Annotated in this window: 11 protein-coding genes; 4 read left to right on the forward strand and 7 right to left on the reverse strand. The window is 35.7% G+C overall.

Features of this window, described 5'->3' with window-relative positions:
- Positions 1-91: 91 nt before the first annotated feature.
- Both J3U16_RS04610 and J3U16_RS04615 read right to left on the reverse strand, forming a co-directional pair.
- A complete protein-coding gene (locus J3U16_RS04610; RefSeq protein WP_324169876.1) occupies positions 92-1,183 on the reverse strand; it encodes a multifunctional CCA tRNA nucleotidyl transferase/2'3'-cyclic phosphodiesterase/2'nucleotidase/phosphatase in 1,092 nt (363 codons plus the stop codon).
- Positions 1,184-1,792, reverse strand: coding sequence for a TIGR04211 family SH3 domain-containing protein (locus J3U16_RS04615; protein WP_065562190.1), 609 nt, complete (start codon positions 1,790-1,792; stop codon positions 1,184-1,186). It lies immediately after the preceding gene.
- A 226-nt stretch (positions 1,793-2,018) separates the two neighbouring features.
- Here J3U16_RS04615 and J3U16_RS04620 point away from each other — a divergent pair, with 226 nt between their 5' ends.
- The 3 genes from J3U16_RS04620 (at position 2,019) to J3U16_RS04630 (ending at position 8,771) form a co-directional block, all read left to right on the forward strand.
- Entirely contained in the window at positions 2,019-4,136 is a 2,118-nt protein-coding gene (locus J3U16_RS04620) for an alpha-galactosidase (RefSeq protein WP_267330125.1), read from the forward strand.
- A gap of 329 nt (positions 4,137-4,465) precedes the next feature.
- On the forward strand, positions 4,466-5,470 hold the full coding sequence (locus tag J3U16_RS04625) for a substrate-binding domain-containing protein (protein ID WP_267330124.1): 1,005 nt from the start codon (positions 4,466-4,468) through the stop codon (positions 5,468-5,470).
- A gap of 202 nt (positions 5,471-5,672) precedes the next feature.
- The gene (locus J3U16_RS04630; protein WP_416380744.1) at positions 5,673-8,771 is read left to right on the forward strand and encodes a beta-galactosidase; all 3,099 of its coding nucleotides are present in this window, start codon (positions 5,673-5,675) and stop codon (positions 8,769-8,771) included.
- 52 nt (positions 8,772-8,823) lie between these two features.
- Here the strand turns inward: J3U16_RS04630 and recB are convergent, their stop codons facing one another.
- From recB to J3U16_RS04645, 3 genes are read right to left on the reverse strand one after another with little or no spacing between them, the layout of a single operon-like run.
- Positions 8,824-12,279 carry an exodeoxyribonuclease V subunit beta gene (gene recB, locus J3U16_RS04635; protein WP_267342554.1) on the reverse strand — a complete coding sequence of 1,152 codons (3,456 nt, stop codon included), beginning with the start codon at positions 12,277-12,279 and terminating at the stop codon, positions 8,824-8,826.
- Entirely contained in the window at positions 12,258-12,701 is a 444-nt protein-coding gene (gene sixA / locus J3U16_RS04640) for a phosphohistidine phosphatase SixA (RefSeq protein WP_218058379.1), read from the reverse strand. Before sixA ends, recB begins: the two co-directional genes overlap by 22 nt.
- 25 nt (positions 12,702-12,726) lie before the next feature.
- The gene (locus J3U16_RS04645) at positions 12,727-13,023 is read right to left on the reverse strand and encodes a YfcZ/YiiS family protein (RefSeq protein ID WP_065562196.1); all 297 of its coding nucleotides are present in this window, start codon (positions 13,021-13,023) and stop codon (positions 12,727-12,729) included.
- Between the two features lie 146 nt (positions 13,024-13,169).
- Between J3U16_RS04645 and J3U16_RS04650 the strand changes: the two genes are divergently transcribed.
- The gene (locus tag J3U16_RS04650; protein WP_267342555.1) at positions 13,170-14,567 is read left to right on the forward strand and encodes an MFS transporter; all 1,398 of its coding nucleotides are present in this window, start codon (positions 13,170-13,172) and stop codon (positions 14,565-14,567) included.
- A gap of 29 nt (positions 14,568-14,596) precedes the next feature.
- Here the strand turns inward: J3U16_RS04650 and J3U16_RS04655 are convergent, their stop codons facing one another.
- Positions 14,597-16,357, reverse strand: a complete 1,761-nt coding sequence (locus J3U16_RS04655) for a DEAD/DEAH family ATP-dependent RNA helicase (RefSeq protein WP_081299458.1) — start codon at positions 16,355-16,357, stop codon at positions 14,597-14,599.
- Between the two features lie 352 nt (positions 16,358-16,709).
- Positions 16,710-17,561 carry a lipoprotein NlpI gene (nlpI, locus tag J3U16_RS04660; RefSeq protein WP_065734300.1) on the reverse strand — a complete coding sequence of 284 codons (852 nt, stop codon included), beginning with the start codon at positions 17,559-17,561 and terminating at the stop codon, positions 16,710-16,712.
- Positions 17,562-17,573 lie beyond the last annotated feature (12 nt).

The following is a 17,573-nucleotide window of genomic DNA, read 5'->3' on the forward strand; positions in this document are numbered from 1 at the left end:
ACTGCGAGGCGCATTATGCTTGTGTTACGGCAAATCGTCAACCCTTTTTTTTAGATATTTTGAAAAAAAGTGACAATTGATTAAGATGCAATCAAATACCGTTTAATAACGCTTCAATTCGCCTTTTTTGTAACTCATCTTGAATCAACTTTCCTTTATAACCTTCAGCAATAATATTTTGAACATTAACGCCATGAGCTAATTTATATGCCCTTTCTAGGTACTTTGCTTGTGGAAATGATTCTGTTTTAGCATAAGATTGGCTAGCAATAATTAATTGATTAAGATGATGAGGATTACGCCAAACATCTATTCGATTGAATAAATCAATAATTTGTTCAGCTGTTAATTGTGTCACGTTTTCAACTTTAAGACGGTATTGCTGCACCATTATCGCTAATTTTGTATATTGATTTGGTGCTTTAATTTGTGAACAAAGTTTCTCTGCTTCAGTTGCTAATTCACCAAATAATACTGCAAAACGAACCGTTAAATCATCGGTTAATAAAGTAGATTTCTTTAATGCATCTGCAACAGTATTAGAAAGAATTAATGATGGAAATAATATCGCCAAAGCACCACATTGTTTTAACACTTGAAAATAAACTTGTGGATCGGCACTTGCTAATGCCTTCTCGGTCTCTTTCCAAACACGCTCTGGAGTAAGAGTATTTATTTCTCCAACTAAAACCATCTCTTCCATTAACTTTTGTGTTTCAGATGCGATTCTAAAACCTAAATGATAATAACGAGCAGCAAATCGAGCAACTCGTAACACTCGTAAAGGATCTTCTCTAAACGCAGGGGAAACATGACGCAATAATTTAAGTTTGATATCATCAATACCATGATAAGGATCGACAAGATTACCATCTTCATCCATGGCGATAGCATTAATAGTCAGGTCTCGGCGGATAAGATCTTGCTCTAAGGTAATATCCTTACTAAAGTCACAAATAAATCCAGTATAGCCTTTACCCGATTTTCGCTCGGTTCGAGCTAAGGCATATTCTTCTTTTGTTATGGGATGTAAAAAGACTGGGAAGTCTTTACCAACTTGTTGATAACCTAGAGCTAAAAGCTCATCGGGTGTAGAACCAACTACAACCCAATCTCGATCAACAAGAGGAAGATGTAATAATCTATCTCGAACAGAACCGCCAACAAGATAGAATTTGCTCATTTAGCGCATCCAGCGATCTTTTTTGCGGCGACCCGGCATAATAGCTGGCAAAATTAAACCTAATAGGAATCCACCACCAGCTACTAAGCCACCATAAGTAAACCAAGTAACAATAAGGTCTCGTCGCTTGTCATCAACTTGATTTAGCATTGATTCAAGTTTAGTGTCTTGTGATTTATTGATTTGTTCTAATTCTTTATTTCTAGCTTGTAGGCTTTCAATTGTTTGTTCAGCTTGTTTTAATTTTTCGGAATAATCATTGATAGCATTTTGTCTATACTGCTCTGCGTTATCAACCTTATCTTTATATTCCGCAAGTTTTGACTCTAACGTTGGGACAAGTACTTTAAGGCTAGGTTGATCTTTTAGTTTATTTGATTCAATCCAAGCCGAGCTACCGTTAGGAAGTTGTATTCGGGTGTATTTACCGTCAGCGCTTTTCTCTAGTTCTGCAACTTTTTCCCCTGCTTTAACAGCATTCGTATAGGCATATTGAGAACCTGGACCGCGGCGAAGATAAATATCAACATTTTCAGTCACATATTTATCTGCTGCTTCAACACTAAAAACCAGCGTAATTAAAGAAAATAACGTAATAATATTTTTCATAATATTTTAAAATTTCACCCATGATTAAAAATCATAATAACACAAAATACTGCCTTTTCGCACAACCATTTGCAATAAAAATTGCTTAATTAACCATTTTAGAAAAATAAAATGGAAACGATTACATTAATTGAGATCTTAATCACAAAATTAAAAATTAATCATATTAATTAATGAAAATTATTATTATTCTATATCGGAAAAGTGATTAACCTTTGGAGAGAATATGAATTGCCATCTTAGAACCCGCGATATAGATATTATCTTACGCACCCAACCTTATGCTGAACTCTGCTATTTTGGTAAACGATTACAAAACGTAAATCTTGATGATATCGATATGCTTATACCTGCCGTACCCAATTCACGTATTGATATCGATGTCCCGTTCACCCTTTGTCCTGAGGAAGGAGTAGGAAACTTTAGCACGCCAGGACTAGAAGGTCATCGAAATGGTAAAGATTGGTCACCAGTTTTTGTTACCAAAAAAGTAACCAAGAAAAAAAATGATATAACTATAATTAGTGAAGATAGTATTGCAAAACTTCGTTTGACTAGTAAGCTGATTTTAGACGAAACCGGTGTATTACAATGTCAAAATAGTCTGACTAATCTAGGTAAAGAACCATATCAAGTCAACCGTTTATCTGTAACATTACCAATTCCTGAACGTGCACAAGAATTAATGGCATTTAGTGGTCGTTGGATTAAAGAGTTCTTCCCTCACAGAACAAAAATCGAACATTGTGGATACCTGCAAGAAAACCGCCGTGGTCGTACTTCACACGAATACTTTCCGGGTATGGTAGTTGGTACTGATGGATTTAAAGAACAAACTGGTGAAGTTTGGGGTATCCATTTAGGTTGGAGTGGTAATCATCGTATCCAAGTTGCAGTGAAAAGTAATGGTAAGCGCTTCATCCAAGCCGAAGCGCTTTATCTTGCTGGAGAAATATCATTAGCTAAAGGTGAAACTTTAAGTACTCCTTGGCTTTATGCAACCTATAGTAATGAAGGCTTAAATAAGATGAGCCAGCATTTCCATCAATTTTTACGCCAAAATATTATTCATTTCGCAAGCGATAAACCTCGTCCTGTCCATCTTAATACTTGGGAAGGAATCTTCTTCGATCACAACCCAGATTACATCATGAAAATGGCGACAAAAGCAGCACAACTGGGTGTTGAACGTTTTATCATTGATGATGGTTGGTTTGGCAAACGTGATGATGATTATCAAGCATTAGGCGATTGGTATTTAGATAAACGCAAATATCCAAAAGGACTTGAACCAGTTATCAAACATGTAAAAAAACAAGGAATGGAATTTGGTATCTGGGTTGAGCCAGAAATGATCAGTAAAAACTCTGATCTTTATCGAGCACATCCTGATTGGTTACTTGAATTACCTGGCTACAATCAACCTGAAGGCCGTCATCAATACTTACTTGATTTACAAAATCCAGCGGTATTTGATTATCTACTCGAAAGATTAAATTGGTTACTCGGTAGTTATGATATTGACTATATTAAATGGGATATGAATAGAGAAATTGTTCAGGCAGGCCACGAAGGTCACCCAGCTGTAGTTGGACAAACTAATGCGGTTTATCGTTTAATGGATATTCTGCAAGAAAAATATCCTAATGTTGAAATTGAATCATGTTCTTCTGGTGGTGGTCGTATAGATTTTGAAGTGTTAAAACGTACTCAACGTTTTTGGGCCTCAGATTCAAATGATGCATTAGATAGACAAATCATACAACGAGGTATGAGCTACTTCTTCCCACCTGAGGTAATGGGTGCTCATATCGGTGGCAAAACTTGTCACACCACCTATCGTGAATTAGATATGAATTTACGAGGTTTAACAGCATTATTTGGACATATGGGTGTTGAGCTCGATCCAGTGAAAGAATCGGCAGAAGAACAAAAAGGTTTTACTCATTATATCCGTTTACATAAACAGCTACGCCCATTATTGCATAGTGGTAATAGTGTACGTTTAGATGTTGATGATAGCGCAGCTATGCAAAGCTATGGTGTGGTCAGTCAGGATAAAAAAGAAGCAGCATTTATTATAGCGCAATTGGCATTACCGACTTATGCATTAAGTGGTAACTTACGCTTAGTTGGATTATTAGCTGATAAGCAATACAAAATCGAAATTCTAGATCTACCTGATCACATTGATCCGAAAGTAAATGGTCACGCCATGAAATCATTTCCAAAATGGATGACAACAGATACCACACTGTCAGGAGATTGGTTAATGAATATCGGCTTACCATTACCTGTACTCGATCCTGCTACCGCAATGTTAATAAAAGTTACGGCAAAATAGTACGAACTGGTTAAAATTTAACTAATTTGAGGGGAATTTAGTCAATTAATCATTCCCCTTATTAATAAATTACAACTGAAACGATTCAGGCGTCAATGCTTTGTTGGCAAAGCCAAAATTTTGCTTTATTATCATACATTAAGTCATAAAAGTGAGCAGATATCTGTATCAGCTATTTAAGATAAGTAAGAACGTATTCTGTAATATTTCATAACTTCATTATGAATCATTTTTGGCTTAGTTATTAACAGTTCTACTTAACTTGATACCAACACCAAACTAATAATAAACTTTAAAAAAGTTACGGTAATAATTTAAAAGGTTTTTTTATGGCGACAATAAAAGATGTTGCACATTTAGCTAAAGTTTCTGTTGCGACAGTCTCGCGAGTGATTAACAACGCCGAAAACGTTAGTGATACCACACGCGAAACCGTAAAAAAAGCCATGGAAAAATTAAGTTATTATCCTGATGCTAATGCTCGTGCATTATCACAACAAAACTCTAATACTATTGGAATTGTTGTGGCTGACGTATCCGATCCTTTTTTTGGCGCTATGGTTAGCACGGTAGAAAAAGTTGCATCCAAAACAGGACATTTTTTGCTAATTGGTAATGGTTACCATAATGAACAACAAGAATATAATGCAATAACTCACTTAATAGAGCATCGCTGCTCATCACTAGTCGTTCATGCAAAAATGTTACCCGATAGCAGATTGATAAAATTAATGGAGCAAGTGCCAGGGATGGTATTAATCAATCGGCTATTGAAAGGTTTTGAAAAGCGTTGTATTGCTCTAGATGACCGTTATGGTTCATATCTAGCCGTAAAACATTTAATCCAGCATGGACATACTAAAATTGGATATTTATGCTCTAACCATGAAATTTCTGACTCGTCCGATCGGTTACAAGGCTATAAAGATGCATTAATTGAACACAATATTGATGTTAATGAAAACTTTATTGCCTTCTCCTCACCTAATGAAGAAGGAGGAGAACAAGCAATGATGTCACTATTGGAACGTAATCGAGAAATTACCGCAATTGCCTGTTATAACGACTCAATGGCCGCTGGTGCAATGTCTGTGTTATATGATAACGACATAAAAATTCCAGCAGAAATTTCCATTATTGGATTTGATGATTTGCTACTTGCGCGCTATTTACATCCAAAATTAACCACCATCCGTTACCCACTTCATACAATGGCTGAACAAGCTGCGGAACTGGCATTATGCTTGGCAAAAGGCGAAGCACCTTCAGCAAATTTAATTAATATATATACGCCCACCCTCTCTAAACGGTATTCAGTCTATCCAATTGAATAATTAATACAAAATATAAATTAATCAAAGTATACCTACCAATGTAATCGCATACATGAAAAATTAAAATTATAAAAACAAAGTCAATCAAATAAAAATGTATTCGATTACACAAATGTTAACTTGATCACTGTTTTCAATAATTGAATCATTATAATTAAAAAGTCAAAAAAGATTTTAGACATTATCAGATATACTTGAACAAATGGAGAGGCTTATGAATCCGTCCCTAGATGATATTATCAACAGACAAGATTGGAATAATCTATCTGTATTAAGCATGAACAAACTTGATACCCATCCAAAATTTCATAGTTGGCGAAACAAGCAAAGTGCTAAAAATAATGCTGATTCAAGTGCCATTATTTCACTTAATGGTGACTGGTTTTTTAGTTATTACCAAAATCCTAAACAAGTACCTGTATCATGGTTAAAAAAAGAAATAGATAAAAATACTATTCCAGTTCCATCAAATTGGCAATTACATGGCTATGATGCGCCTGTTTATACTAATATCCGATATCCATTTCCTTATAATCCCCCATTTGTTCCTGAAGATAACCCAACTGGTTGCTATTCTCGCTATTTTAAAATTGATAAAAAATGGTTAAATAAAGGGGACACAAGAATTATATTTGATGGTGTCAGCTCAGCATTTCATCTTTGGTGTAACGGCAATTGGGTTGGCTATTCACAAGACAGTCGCATCGCTGCTGAATTTGATTTAACGCCTTTTTTAAAAGAAGGTGAAAATCGAATTGCTGTATTAGTATTGAAATGGTGTGATGGTAGTTATTTAGAAGATCAAGATATGTGGCGATTAAGTGGTATTTTCCGTGGAGTTTCACTACTTAACAAACCAAAATCACATTTGAGTGATATTCATGTTAAAACAGAGCTTGACGCTTGCTATCAAAATGCAATATTAAAATTGCAAGTTAACGTAAAGCATGACAGTGAGATGGACATGCTAAATGTCGGTATTGAGTTATGGCAAAAAGACAAACTCATTCTTGAACAAACGCAACCAATCGGAGTATCTTTTGTTGATGAAAAAGGTGGATATAATGACCGAATGACATGCCATATCCCCGTCAATAAACCACAATTGTGGAGTGCCGAAACCCCAAATCTTTACCGACTAGTTGTTAGCTTAAATCATAAGAAAACCGGCTTGATTGAATCAGAGGCTTATAATATTGGTTTCCGAACTGTTGAAATCAAACATGGTCAACTCTGTTTAAACGGTAAACCACTTCTTATTAAAGGAACTAACCGTCACGAATTTTATCCTGATATGGGCTATGCTGTTACCGAACAAGCCATGTTACACGATATCAAGTTAATTAAACAGCACAACTTCAACGCTGTACGTTGCAGCCATTACCCTAACGATCCTCGTTGGTATGAACTTTGTGATGAATTTGGACTATACGTAGTTGATGAAGCCAATATTGAATCGCACGGCATGTTCCCAATGTCTCGATTATCTGACGATCCTCGTTGGTTAGCAGCTTATAGTGAACGAGTAACTCGCATGGTTCAACGTGACCGAAATCATCCTGCCATAATTATTTGGTCATTAGGAAATGAATCAGGGCATGGGGCAAATCATGATGCACTATACTCATGGATAAAAAGCAATGACCCAACTCGTCCAGTGCAATATGAAGGTGGTGGTGCCAATACCAAAGCTACTGACATTATTTGCCCTATGTATGCCCGAGTTGAACAAGATCAACCTCATCCTAATGTGCCTAAATGGGCGATAAAAAAATGGATATCCATGCCAGATGAAGAGCGACCACTCATTTTATGTGAATATGCTCATGCAATGGGAAACAGTCTAGGTGCATTCTATAAATATTGGCAAGCCTTTAGACAATATCCTCGATTACAAGGAGGATTTATTTGGGAATGGGCTGATCATGGTATTCGTTGCCATACCAAATCTGGCGAAAGTTATTGGGCTTACGGTGGTGATTTTGGTGAAGCGTATCATGATAGACAATTTTGTTTAGACGGTTTAGTGTTTCCTGATCGCCAAGCACACCCAAGTTTAATTGAAGCTAAAAAAGTACAACAACCTTTCCAATTTAAACTTGTAAACCAAAAACCATTAGTTATTGAAGTAAAGAGTGAGTATTTATTCTATACTACTAACAATGAAACATTAGAATGGGAATTGTTGGTTGATGGTAAAACCCAACTGAGTGGTAAAGTTAAACTGACTATTTCACCTAATAACCCTATTGAACTCAAACTTATAGATGACATTGATAATAACTTTGATGGTGAAGACTTACACTTATCACTCAGAGTCATCCAAAATAGAGCTACTACTTGGTCTCCAGCAAAACACGTTGTGGCTTGGGAACAATTTAAATTAACAAATAGGTTTATTCCACAATTAGCATTTAGTAACAACAAAACATCACTAAAATTAACTGAAAATAAAAACGAATTTGTTGTTAATTGGAAGAACCAGAGTTGGCAAATCAACAAAAAAACTGGCCAACTTAGTCAATGGAGCAAAAACAAAAAACCACTATTAGCCAGCGCTATTGCAGATCAGTTTATACGAGCACCAATCGATAATGATATTGGAATTAGTGGTGACTTTGACAGTAATAACAATCCATATGCATGGGTCGAACAGTGGAAGGCGGCGGGTTACTTTGATTTAAGCCACAAATGTTTAGCAATAAGAGCATCACAAACTGAGAATTATGTGATCATTGAAGTTTTGCACAGCTACTCGGTGAAAAAACGCAAAGTTATTCAAAGTAAGTGGGTACATCAGTTTGATCTAGATGGTATCTTAACTATCTCAGTTGGAGTGGACATTGCCAATGACATGCCAGCACCAGCTCGTATAGGTTTGACGTATCAATTAAAAGGGATACCAAAACAGGTGAAATGGCTTGGCTTAGGACCACATGAAAATTATCCAGATCGAAAAACTTCAGCGATTTTTGGTGATTGGTCATTACCATTTTCTGAACTTTACACACCTTACATTTATCCATGTGAAAACGGCCTACGCTGTGATGTAAAACAATTAACACTTAATGAGATGACGATTACTGGTCATCAATTTAACTTTAACATCAATCAATATGGAACTAAACAGTTGATGGAAAAAAGTCATAGACACTTATTAGAACCACAACAAGACGCCTATGTCAGTATTGATGCTTATCATATGGGAATAGGCGGTGATGATTCTTGGACACCAAATGTTCACAGTGAATATTTACTAACCGATAAACATTATCGATATCAACTAAAATTAAAATGTTGATTTACATAATTTCTTCAAAAAATTAAAGGCACAACTATTTGTGCCTTTTTATTTAAGCTAAATTCTCACCATCAAACAATTTATCAAGTTTCTCAATAAACTCTTGTTTTGGTAGATGGTAAAAAACGCCTTTATCCGGAAGTCCACGTAAGAATAAATAGTAAACTCCGCCAAAATAAGTTTCATATCGATAGTCGGGTAAACGACTTCGCAAAAATCGATGCAACGCCAAACAATAAAGTTGATATTGCAATTCATAACGATGCTCACACATTACTTGATTTAATGCTTGCTCAGTATAGGCCTCTATACCATCACCTAACCAATTTGATTTATAGTCAACAATATAATATTTACCTTGATACTCAAACACTAAATCGATAAATCCCTTTAACATGCCTTGTACCGTTTCAAAATCTAAAGGTGGACACTGTTTAGATAAATCATCGTATTGTTTGCATAAACTATCTAGTTGCGAGCTAGTCACGGCATGGCGAATAGGAAAATAGAATTGTAGTTCATTAATGCATTTGCTATTTAAAATACTGGCTAATGTCGAACAATCTTGATGTAGTTTAGTTGTTAATACTTGTTGAAGCCAATCATTTAGTACCCTTAACCAAGGTTCATCCAAACCCAATTTTTTAATCGTAGTTGTACATAATTCATCGGCATTACTTGGCGTTAAATTTTCCATAATGGAATGTAACAATGTACCAACATAAGCACCTTTTGGAAAATGATGAATATCATATTGCACCTCAGATAATAAAGAAGCATCTGGCGGTACACGACTCTCACTCCAATCACTAGCTAAATTAAAACCATTGTTATGTTTTTGTAACTCGGTATAGCTTGTCACTCGCCAACTATTAGATAATTTACGTTTAAATTCATTAGCAGCCAGTAACATATTAGGAGCTTCTGTGGCAGTATACTGCTCCCCCAATATAGGTAATTGTAGTTCAACCAAATCTGCAAATTTACCAATCGAGCGTAATTGGCCTTTTAATAAATAATCAATTGCTGATTGACTCTTTTTCAATGATGCTAAGCCAACACTACAATGATAGATTGAGCGCGTCATCGCCACATAAAGTAATCTTAGATCTTCAGCTAAACGTTCATCTTCAATTTGTTGTTTGACATCATCGGTTAATAACCAAGCATAAGTGGGTTGATAATCATTATTTTTATCATGATAAAACTGACTATCTGAATTACGAAATTGGGCAGCAAATGGTAACCATACAATAGGAAACTCTAAACCTTTTGATTTATGGATCGTAATAATTTTTACTAAATTTTCATCGCTTTCTAAGCGTTGTTCATGATTTTCTATATTAGAGTCAGGGCTGACAATTTGCCTAGATAACCAACGAACCAAAGCATGTGGGCTATCTAGTTCATCAGCGGCTTCTTGCAGCAATTCACCTAAATGCATAAAGTTAGTTAATGTACGTTCACCATTTGGGCTAGCTAGGATATTTTCAGCTAACTTACGCTTTTTCATCATCCGCCGCAACATTACTAACACACCATAATATTGCCAAATAATCTGGTACTGTTTGAACTCCTCTATCAACCCTTCCCATTTATCTTGATCATCGATAATTTGCTCCAGCTCGGCCATTGTTTGCCCTAATAGTGTCGTCATTAAAGCTAAACGCAAAGCCGCTTCATTTTCGGGCATTAAAACAGCTTGTAATAGATAAAGAATCTCTTGTGCTTCTTTAGATAAAAATACGCTATTACGATTGGATAAATAAACGCTTTTAACCCCAAAAGCAGCCAATTTTTGTTGGATGATTTCGGCTTCGCGCCCAGTTCGGACTAAAATCGCAATATCAGCAGTGGTGATTGAACGATGCTCATCTTTATCCTTTATCAAAATTGTTGGATCTGTCAACCAAGTCACAATTTGCTTAGCGCAACAGCTAGCAATATGTTCTTGATAATCTGTTTTTGTGGTAACTTCATCAGGTAATAAATAGGCTGTTAACGCATTAACTTCATGTTGATTGACGATCAATCCTTTATGCTGATTTCTTTCAGCACTTTCCATTGGAAAAAAAGAAATATTTTCAAAAATAAAAGGATTATCATGATTGCTAAATAGTGCATTGACTGCATCAACCATAGACGATGAGGAGCGATGATTAACCTGCATAGTAAAATTATTATCACCGGTTGATAATTTCGCTTTTAGATAAGTAAAAATATCCGCACCTCGAAAACTATAAATAGCTTGCTTCGGATCACCAATAAACAGTAAACCGGTTGATTCAGGATAACGACCATAGATACGATCAAAGATTTTATATTGCACAGGATCAGTATCTTGAAATTCATCAATCAGAGCCACGCAATATTTTTGCGCAATACTTTGTGCTAATCGCTTTCCATTTCTAGCTCGTAAAGCACAATTTAACTGGCTTAATAAATCGTCAAAACTTATCTTACCAAGTTTAACTTTTTGCGCATAAATACCTTTTTGAATGACGCTAACGATATCCATTAAAATTTCGCTACGTAAATCAATAGCACTATTGCATAACCGATCGATCTTTTCAAAAACAACATGAACAGGAGGATCTTTATCTTGCTTAGTTTTTTCAATTAAAATCGATTGGCTAAATTTAGTTAATTCACTAGGTATTTTGAATGATTGGGTGGGTAATTGGGCCCAAGCAGTCACTTTAGCAAACCAATTCGGTAAAAAGCGGTTATTATAAGATTGTTTATTAACTCCTGATCGAGCAATGATTTCAGGAAGATCTGCAACAGAATCTAACCACAGTTTTTTAACTAATTCGATCTGCTCAAGATGTTTTCGATAAAACTGCTCGATCTTTTTAGTAATGTCAAAATTCTCTTCTTGCGATTGATCAAATTCAAAATTTAAATAAGGATTAATATCTGATAATAACGATTTTGGATCTTGCCAATAATCAAGAATTAAATAAACTAACGCTCTATCAAGCGGAACAAAATAGTGACGCCAAAAATCTTGGACAACTTGTAACTTTAGGTCTTGCTCATCAGTAATCAGCGTCTGCTCAAACAGTACCCCAGATTCAAAAGCATGGCTAGTTAAAATGCGTTGACAAAAACCATGGATAGTATAAATCGCTGCATCATCCATTGATTGTTGAGCTTGAGTTAGTCTTTGTATAGCATCATCTGTATCTTCAACTAAATCAATTAGCTGTTGATAGATAGGATCTTCATGACGACCTTGTAAAAATCCTAAACGCAGTTCTTGGATATTTTGTCTTATTCGCGATCTAAGTTCTTGAGTTGCAGCTTTTGTAAAAGTCACAACTAAAATTTGATTAACCTCTAGCGGTGTAGGATAGTTATTTTTACCAATCCCAAGTAATAACCGGAGATAAATGAATGCGAGCGAATAGGTTTTACCAGTCCCAGCCGACGCTTCGATCAGCGTTCGACCTGTTAACGGTAAATCAAAAAGATTAAGTTTTTTTATTCCACTACATGAAACCATTCTAACTTTCCTGCCGCATTGGATGATAGTTCAACACAAGCAATAGCAGCTGTAGGAAACATTGGTGGTGAAACATCTGGACATAATTCATTAACCAAATAACCAACTAAAGGAAGATGGGAAACAATAATTACATTCTCGATCCCACGAGCGGGAAGTGTCATTAATAAATCGGCAATATGGGAAGGACTTCCACCTGGCACCAAAAAATTATCAGTTTCAACTTTAGGTATGTGGCAGTATGAAGACAATTCAGAGAAAGTCTGTTGTGCTCTTAGATAAGGACTAACTAACCCTAAATCAAATTTGAAATCTTGCTGATTAAGCCATATACCAGCCAAACTGGCTTGTTTTCTACCAAAATCAGTCAATGATCGACTTGCATCAGATGAAGCAGAAAAACCTGCTTCACCATGCCTCATAATACAAATCTTCATAAAACAGGGATTAACGTAATTTTAATTGGAAGATCATACATTCTGCACCACAACAGAAAGTGAATTTAGCTGTCAATTTATAGCCATTTTCTACTTTATCGATGCTGCTATTGATTTCGCAAGGTTCTGTTTCAACATCTTTAGCTGCTTGTGTCAAAGAGGCTAATTTTGCTTTTGCTTCTGATTCAGTTGTGAAAATATTTTCATATTCTGCACTACAATCTTCATTATCAATAATTGTGCCGACATCAACACAACAACAAGCTGGTGTTTCATTAGCTTTACATTTATTTAGAGAATCTGTCATCCTATACCTCTGTTCACCGATTGAATTGGTATTAGTATACTCTGAATAAACACCAAGGGCAAAATGTAAAAAAGCTTTACCACGGCAAAAATTTTTAGCGTATATTAGTTCCTAATTTTTATATTTTTGAATTAATTTGTAATATTATGGAACAGTATAATCACGTTCGTAAAATGGCTATTTTAGTAGCGGCAACCTTCTTCATGGAAAATCTAGACGCTACGGTGATAACCACAGCAATTCCCGCAATGGCGAAATCATTTTTAACTAATCCACAAGATTTATCTATCGGTATTAGCGCCTATATGTTAGCACTTACAATTGGCCTTCCCGCGAGTGGCTGGATAGCAAATCGATTTACAGCTTATCGTGTCTTCTCGATTTCAATTATATTATTTATGTTGGCATCAATATTGTGTGCTTTATCGACTAACCTAAACATGTTTACTATCGCAAGATTGATTCAAGGTTTAGGGGGATCATTAATGGTGCCAGTAGGTAGAACAGTAGTACTAAGTCGAACTGAAAAACAGCATCTTGTTAGCACAATATCAATTCTCGTTTGGCCAGGTTTAATTGCACCATTGATGGGACCAATTATTGGTGGATTCTTTGCCCAATATCTCACTTGGCATTGGATATTTATCCTCAATATTCCATTAGGCTTTATTGCATTATTTTTCGCTCATCACCTATTACCTAAAGAACTACCTGAAAAACGCTCATTTGATATTGTTGGATTTATCGCTTGTGGCTTAGGCTTATTATTGTTTGTGTATGGACTTGAAATGGTTTCCCACTCAAATAGTCGTTTATGGCTAGCTCTCGGCACTTCCTTTGCAGGTTGCCTAATATTAATCTTCGCCTATTATCATCTCACGCATACACAATACCCATTAATTAGCCTATACGCATTTTCAAAACGCACATTTAGAATGACCTTCTTTGGAGGTTCACTAATACGGATGGGTTTAAACAGTGCTCCATTTATTTTACCACTAATGTTTCAAGTCGGTTTTGGATGGTCACCATTAACAGCTGGTTCCTTATTACTTTCACTATTCGCAGGAAATATCATTTTCAAAACCATTAATACACCTTTAATTCACAAGTTTGGGTTTCGTAAAATTCTAATCGTTAATGGTCTATTATTGTCATTTAGTTTTGTATTGTGTGCGCTCTTCACGCCAAAAACACCAATCATTTGGATTATATTGGTTCTATTCTTTTCTGGTGGTGCACGTTCGATCCAATTTACTACAATAACAACCTTAAGTTTTTCAGAAATTGAAAAAAACGAAATGCAAAGCGCTAATATTTTATCAACCCTTTTTCAACAACTAAACAACGTGCTAGGCATTGTTTTAAGTGCCTTATTTCTATTTATTGCGTCAAGCTATAATGGACATAATCAGATAATGGTTGAAGATTTTCGGTTAGCATTATTTATGGTGGCAGGAATGACTTTATTGGCGATGATTGATTTTATTACGTTACCCAAAAATGCTGGCAACAATTTAAATGAAAAAAAACCTCTGCCATAAGATGCAGAGGTTTAAGATGAATTAAAGTCCTAAAACTTAGGTGCTGATGGGCGACCCCGTTTTTTCGCAAAACCTTTATCCTTAGACTCAGGTTTACTACTTCTACTTCCACGCTTAGCTTCAGATGGTTTACCTGTAACTAAACTCATTTTCATCGGTTGATTTAGCACTCTAACGCGCTCAAAGTGCTTAAGGATATCTTTAGGCATACCTTTTGGTAATTCTACTGTTGAATAAGTCTCGTAAAGTTTGATATTACCAATATAGCGACTACTAATATCAGCTTCATTGGCAATTGCACCAACAATATGGCGCACTTCAACACCGTTTTCTTTACCAATTTCAATACGGTACATATCCATCTCGCCAACATCTCGACGCTCACGACGTTTTGGAGACTCACGATTATCGCCTCGTAAACGACGCTCACCACTTCGACCATCACGATACTCTCTTGTTGGTTTAAAGACCGGATCAGGAGGAAGAATTAACGGACGATCACTTTGTGCTAAACGTAACAGTGCAGTTGCAATCGTTTCAAGATCTGCACCACTATCAGCTTGGATTTGAGTTAATAACGATTGATACTGATCTAAATCCGCACTCTCAAGTTGTTGTTGAACTTGCTGAGTAAATTTAGCCAAACGACGTTTTTCAAGCAATTCTTTAGATGGTAGTGCCACTTCCGGAATGGGTTTCTTGATAGTTTGCTCAATATTTTTAAGCAAACGACGCTCACGACTATCCACAAACAAAATCGCTCGCCCTGCTCGTCCAGCGCGTCCAGTTCGTCCGATACGATGAACGTACGATTCAGAATCAAGTGTAATATCATAGTTAATTACTAAGCTAATACGCTCAACATCTAACCCTCGCGCTGCAACATCGGTTGCAATTAAAATATCTAAGCGACCATTACGTAAACGATCGAGTGTTTGTTCTCGTAGTTGTTGCGTCATATCACCATTTAAGGCTGCACAACTATAACCGTGTTTTTCTAATACTTCTGCTACTTCTAAAGTTGCAGTTTTAGTACGCACAAAAACAATCGCAGCATCAAAATCTTCAGCTTCTAAGAAGCGCACAATTGCTTCATTCTTACGCATACCGCGTACTAACCAATAGCTTTGATCAATATCAGGAGCCGTTTGATTAGTCCCTTTGATTTGCACTTCTTTTGGATTATGCATAAAACGTTTAGTAATACGACGAATTGGGGCTGGCATAGTTGCTGAAAACAGCGCCGTTTGATGATCTTCTGGAATTGAAGCCATAATGCTTTCAACATCATCAATAAAGCCCATTCTTAGCATTTCATCAGCTTCATCTAATACTAAACCTTTAAGATTAGAAAGATCTAAAGTCTTACGGTTTAAATGATCTAATAAACGACCAGGCGTCCCCACAACAATTTGAGGACCTTGTTTTAATGCACGCAATTGCACATCATAACGTTGACCACCATAAAGAGCTAATACTTTAACCCCTTTTACATATTTAGAATACTCAGCACAAGCATCAGCAACTTGAATAGCTAGCTCACGTGTTGGTGCTAAAACCAATAATTGTGGCGCTTTCAAATTAGCATCAATATTCATTAAAAAAGGGATTGAAAAGGCTGCAGTCTTACCACTACCTGTTTGAGCCATACCTAATACATCATTACCCTCTAAGAGTAAGGGAATACATTCAGCTTGGATTGGTGATGGTTTGGTAAAACCAAGATCATTTAATGCATTAAGGATTTCCTCAGATAAACCAAGGTCAATAAAAGATATTTCTTTTGTCATGTAAACTCGCTTATAAATTTGCCTATATACGCTTAATATTTGGTTAGGATTACATTTGATCGTTATTAATCAAGATAATTCATGAGGATTACTGCATACATCACAAATTATGACTATACCAAAATAAAGAAGCCTATATAAATTTATGCCAGCTCACTAAATTGAAAATTTACAACTCACCCCAATAACTAACAACCAATACTTACTCAATCAAATAGCCATTTATTCTAATGCAATTGATATTTGAAAAAATACAATTGATAAGAAACATGTAAAGAATCGAGAATATATTTTGGGCAAATCAGAACTACGCTATAACAATATTTTCACTTTTAAACTGGCATGACCCTTGTTACTTTTCGTCAAGTAACTTAATTTCATAGAGCGCCTGTTGATGTTCAACAAAGTTATAAATATTATTTGCTAAAGCATATTTAAATAACATTTTGGCACGCTCATTGTTACCTTTACTTTGGTAATATTTACCTAAATAAAAGTAAGCTTCACAAAGGCGCTCGGCTAATTGCCGATCATTTTCAACACCTTGTTGAAGGTTTTGCATTAATTTAGATTCGCTTATCTTACCTAAATAAAATGCAATGATATTACTGCCATAACTCGATTTATCGTTAATAAGATCGTAACGTTTTTGTAGCTGAGTTAAGGCAGCTTGTTTATCTATTTCTTTTTCAATCAAATAAAGCCATAAAATCCGAATAGGCTCATTGACATCATATTTATAAAATTTTTCTGCATCAAGCTTTGCAGCTTGATAATGCCCAGTACGATACAGAGTTACTGCACGATTAAAATAGGCATAAGCATAAGATGAATCCAGCTCTAATGTTGTATTAAACGCCATCATCGCATTATCGAAATCACCGTCTCTTAACGCATAAGTACCCAGAAAATTATATACATCTGGAATTTCTGGGTTAAAGCTTAAAAGATGGTTAAAATCGCTTTGTGCAAATGCTTTAAAACCTAATGAATCGTAAATAATTCCTCGTTCAAAAATAAGCTGCATCCTAGATGGGGTATCAAGATCGCGACTTGATAACTGCTGACTAATTTGCGCTATTTTCAATTCATCGTCATAGGTAACTTGCTCAGGAGCAACAAGTAACGGCTGAGAATTTGAACAACCTGACAAAATAATGACTGCAAGAATACAGCACAACATCCTCAGGTTGAATAATCTCATTTTTTAACTCCT

The organism is Gilliamella sp. B3023 (genome assembly GCF_026536845.1).
GTDB lineage: Bacteria > Pseudomonadota > Gammaproteobacteria > Enterobacterales > Orbaceae > Gilliamella > Gilliamella apicola_E.